Origin of the sequence: Marivita sp. (genome assembly GCF_017643905.1) — a bacterium.
In the GTDB taxonomy this organism is placed as follows: Bacteria; Pseudomonadota; Alphaproteobacteria; order Rhodobacterales; family Rhodobacteraceae; genus Marivita.
In genome coordinates this window covers 1-3,231 of record NZ_JAEPMO010000259.1, presented here as the reverse complement: position 1 = coordinate 3,231, position 3,231 = coordinate 1, and the positions used below count along the sequence as shown (strand labels likewise).

At 61.2% G+C, this 3,231-nt stretch carries 4 protein-coding genes; 2 read left to right on the top strand and 2 right to left on the bottom strand.

Features of this window, described 5'->3' with window-relative positions:
* Together JJ869_RS22885 and JJ869_RS22880 are read left to right on the top strand one after the other, a co-directional pair.
* Positions 1-534, top strand: a 534-nt coding sequence (locus JJ869_RS22885) for a 3-hydroxybutyrate dehydrogenase (protein WP_292271186.1), incomplete at its 5' end; no start/stop codon positions are given.
* A gap of 75 nt (positions 535-609) precedes the next feature.
* Complete coding sequence (locus tag JJ869_RS22880; protein ID WP_292271183.1) at positions 610-1,641, top strand: patatin-like phospholipase family protein; 1,032 nt, start codon at positions 610-612, stop codon at positions 1,639-1,641.
* Here JJ869_RS22880 and JJ869_RS22875 read toward each other — a convergent pair.
* A complete protein-coding gene (locus JJ869_RS22875; protein WP_366510490.1) occupies positions 1,625-2,551 on the bottom strand; it encodes a calcium/sodium antiporter in 927 nt (308 codons plus the stop codon). The two genes, JJ869_RS22880 and JJ869_RS22875, sit on opposite strands and share 17 nt — an antisense overlap.
* 87 nt (positions 2,552-2,638) lie before the next feature.
* A partial coding sequence (locus JJ869_RS22870) for a DUF502 domain-containing protein (RefSeq protein WP_292271178.1) occupies positions 2,639-3,231 on the bottom strand: 593 nt, incomplete at its 5' end.

Here is a 3,231-nt window from a genome sequence, read left to right as displayed (position 1 = left end):
TGCGATATTCTGGTGAACAATGCGGGCATCCAGCATGTCGCCCCGATTGACGAGTTCCCGATTGAGAAATGGGACGCGATCATCGCCATCAACCTCAGCTCGGCCTTTCACACCACCGCAGTTGCATTGCCGATGATGCGCAAGGCGGGCTGGGGCCGGATCATCAACATCTCCAGCGCCCATGGCCTGACAGCGTCACCGTTCAAATCGGCCTATATTGCCGCCAAGCACGGGGTTGTCGGCCTGTCCAAGACAACGGCGCTGGAAACGGCACGGGAACACATCACCTGCAACGCGATCTGTCCGGGCTATGTTCTCACACCTCTGGTCGAGGCGCAGATCCCCGACACGGCAAAGAAGTACGACATGAGTGAGGAAGAGGTGACGCAGAAAGTCATTCTGGAGCGCCAGCCTTCCAAGGAATTCGCCACGGTCGAGCAGATCGGCGGCACGGCGGTGTTCCTGTGCTCGGATGCGGCGGCGCAGATCACCGGGACGACGATCTCGGTGGACGGGGGCTGGACAGCGCTGTGATGTCCTTTTTCACGAGGGGCCAGCCCCTCGTGCTCCCCGGAGTTTATTGGGCAAGATGAAGGAGCAGGTGGTGGTATGGTAAAGATCAATCTTGCCCTTCAGGGCGGTGGCGCACATGGCGCGTTCACTTGGGGTGTGCTGGACCGGCTTCTGGAAGAGGAAGACGTGGAGATCGCGGCAATCACCGGCACGTCGGCAGGGGCGCTCAATGGCGCGGCGCTCAAGGCGGGGTGGCTGCTGGACGGGCGGCAGGGGGCAAAGGACAACCTCGACTGGCTCTGGGCACAGGTGGCGCGACTGGATGATCTGGCAGTGCCGAAATGGATGCAGGCCTGGCTGCCTACGCCGGGGGCGATCAGCAAGGGGATCGAATTTTCACCGGCCTATATGCTGGGCGACACGTTGGGGCGGATGATGTCGCCCTATGCTTGGGGGCCGCTTTACGAGAACCCGCTCGAAAAGATTGTTGACCAGTTCGATTTCGGGCGGGTCTGCGCGATGGAAGGCCCGCGCCTCTACGTCTGTGCCACGCAGGTGCGCGATGGCAAGGTGCGGATTTTCAAAGGCAAGGCGATCAGCACCAGGAGCATCCTTGCTTCGGCCTGTTTGCCAACCCTCTTTCAGGCGGTCGAGGTGGAAGACCCGCAGACCGGCATCGTGGAGCCGTTCTGGGACGGCGGCTATACCGGGAACCCGGCGCTGTTTCCGCTGTTCGATGCCGATCTGCCGGATGACGTGGTGATCGTGAACATCAATCCGCTGAAGCGAGATACCGTGCCGGTGATGCCCAACGAGATTCAGAACCGGATCAACGAGATTAGTTTCAACTCATCGCTGCTGCGCGAATTGCGGGCCATCGAATTCGTCCAGCGCCTGATTGCCGAGGGCAAGGTGCAGGAGGGCGCGATGAAGAATGTCCGGGTGCACATGATCGCCGATGACGACCTGATGAACGATTTGTCGGTCGCAACCAAGCTGGTCCCCGTGCCATCGGTGATCGCCGATTTGAAAGAGGCCGGCCGCCGCGCAGCAGGGACATTCCTTGCGCATCACAAGGAAGATCTGGGGCAACGGCAGACAGCCGATCTTGTCAAAATGTTTGGCTGAGCCACGTCATGTAGACGGCGTAGAGCAGCAGAAAGACGAGGCCAGAAGCGCGGCTGATGGCACCGCGCCAGAAAAGCAGGCCGATGAGAACAACTGTTGTCGCCAGCATCACGCCGATGTCGGGCAGGAGGCTGCTTTCGATCGGCAGCTTTGCGAAAAGGGCCGTGGTGCCCAGAATACCGAGGATGTTGAAGATGCCGGAGCCCAGGATGTTGCCGAGCGCCACATCCGATTGCCCGCGCCGCGCCGCCATGACGGTGGTTGCAAGTTCCGGCAGCGAGGTGCCGACGGCGACCAGCGTCAGCCCGATCACGGCTTCGGGCACGCCATAGGCGCGGGCGATGCCGGTTGCGCCATCGACCAGAGCAATGGCGCCCCCGATGGTGAGCGCGAGGCCGACCACCAGGAATATCGCCGCCTTGGGCAACGGGTCGGTCGGGATATCTACATCATGCGCCGGAACTGCGCTGCTGCGGAACGCACCCCAGAGATAGACCCCGAGAAGCGCCAGAAGACCAATACCGGCGACGAAAAAAATCTGTCCGGCCACCGCCAGAACGGCCAATCCAAGAGCGCTGCCGCCAACCCATGCCGCTTCGCGTGGCAAGCCGGCCATCTGTGCCGACACCGGACGGATCAGGGCGGCGAGCGCGAGGATCAAAAGGATGTTGGCGATATTGCTGCCAACGACGTTCCCGAGCGCGATGGCCGGCGCCCCGGCGAGTGCGGCGCTGAGCGAGGTGACAAGCTCAGGGGCCGAGGTCCCAAAACCCACGAGCGTGAGGCCGATGACCAGCGGAGACACGCCAAAACGACGTGCCACGCCGACAGCGCCGCGCACCAAAAGATCGCCGCCAACAAGCAGCGCCACAAGGCCAAAGGCCACGAGTATCAAGTTCAAGGAAACCACCCCAACGGGTCGCGTGCGGGACTGCAGCAGACCGTGCTGATCAAGTGTGTGGGATCAATACCGCGTTCAAGCCGGGACGCAAAATAATCAGGCTGCCTTGGCAGGCTGGGACGGGTCCTTGGCATTGGGATAGACCAGACCCGCCGAAATCACGAGTTTCGCCGCATCCTCGATGGTCATGTCGAGTTCGATCACGTCTTCTTCGGGAAAGAAAAGCAGAAATCCCGATGTCGGGTTCGGTGTGGTTGGAACGAACACCGAGATCAGTTTGCCCATGGTCTCGGCGCGGTCGGAAATTTCGCCTCTTGCATCGGTCGAGATAAAGCCAATCGCCCAGATGCCCTTGCGCGGGTATTGGATCAGGCACGCCTTTTCGAAGTTCCGCTCGGACTGGGCGAAGATCGTTTCGGCGATCTGTTTGACCCCGCTATAGATCGACCGGATCACCGGCATGCGTTCGACAAGGCTTTCTGCAAAGCGGATCAGCGAGCGCCCGATCAGGCCTTTGGCGACCCAGCCCACGAAGACCGTGAAGACGAGGAAGAAGATCACACCGACGCCGCGCAGGTTGATGCCGATATACTCTTCGGGATTGAACCGGCTCGGCACCAGCGGCAGGACAAAACCGTCGATCCAGCCCATGATTGTCCAGATCAGCCAGATCGTCAGGGCAACTGGCG